Below are 1,094 nucleotides of genomic sequence, written 5' to 3'. Positions count from 1 at the left end.
GTGGTTGCAGCCAGGAGCGCCGTCAGGGTTAACGGTGCAGTGGCGCCATAGTAGTCGACGATGTAGCCACCGAAAACCGCACCGATACTGATGGCTACCTGAAAAGCAACGACCATCAGACTGCCTGCCGCCTCCAGGGCATCGGGCGCGCCGCGGGACAGGTTGGTCGGCAGCACGACAGGCGCCATTCCGAAGGCAAAGCCCCATAGTGCGACGAGGGCGAATGCGACGCCGCTATGAGCGCCCCAAAGGACGAGGGCGATCGCTGCAATTGCCATCAGAGCGGCGGTGACAATGAGTGCAAAGCGAATACTGGCGTCGGCCATCCGACCCCCGGCGACATTGCCGATTACCGAGGCAACGCCAAAACCGAGAAGCGCGAGGGCTATCGAATTTGTCCCCAGGGCCGTCACTTGTTCGAGGAAGGGACGCACATATACCGAACCGGCGAAATGTCCCGTCATCAGCAGGAGGATGGCGAGCATTCCCAATTGAATGCTGCGTCGCTGCGTCAACCGAAAGACGTCGCTCAGGCTGTTGCTTGTACTTGCTGGCAGGGTTGGCAAGCTGAGAATCTGCAATAGCATGGCCAAGGCGGCAAGCCCCGCTGTCATCGACATGGCGACGCGCCATCCCAACCAGTCGCTGATCAAAGCACCCATCGAAGGTGCTGCGATGGTGGCGAGCGAGACGCCGAGGGTGACGATAGCCATACCACGCCCAGTCGCATTGGCGCCGACCAGCCTGGCCACAACGGCAACCGAGAGCGCCCAGAAACCACTAAGCGCGATGCCAAGTCCTGCCCGGCCCAATAACAATAGCCAGAAATCGGCCGCCACCGATGCAAGAATATTGGAGCCGATTGCCAACGCACTGAGACCGATCAAAACGGTTTTACGGTTCAGTCTGCCGATGAGGACATTGCTCAACAGCGCAGTCACGGCGCCGACGGTAGCAGTAGCCGTGACCACTTGCCCGGCGGTTCCTTCGCTGATTCCGAGATCGCGCGCCATCGGCGTCAAAAGGCCCGCCGGAAGGAACTCGGCGGATACGAGCGCGAAACTTGTGGCTGCCATTGAAAGAACTGCAAACCA

General features: G+C 60.3%; 1 protein-coding gene. It reads right to left on the bottom strand.

Annotation, left to right across the window (positions count from 1 at the left end; genetic code table 11):
* The coding region (locus QSK43_RS27010) for an MFS transporter (RefSeq protein WP_332306024.1) at nucleotides 1–1,094 on the bottom strand (1,094 nt) is incomplete at both ends.

The sequence above is a fragment of the Rhizobium sp. GR12 genome (genome assembly GCF_036596185.1).
Taxonomy (GTDB): domain Bacteria; phylum Pseudomonadota; class Alphaproteobacteria; order Rhizobiales; family Rhizobiaceae; genus Agrobacterium; species Agrobacterium nepotum.
This window is presented reverse-complemented; position numbering and strand designations above follow the sequence as displayed.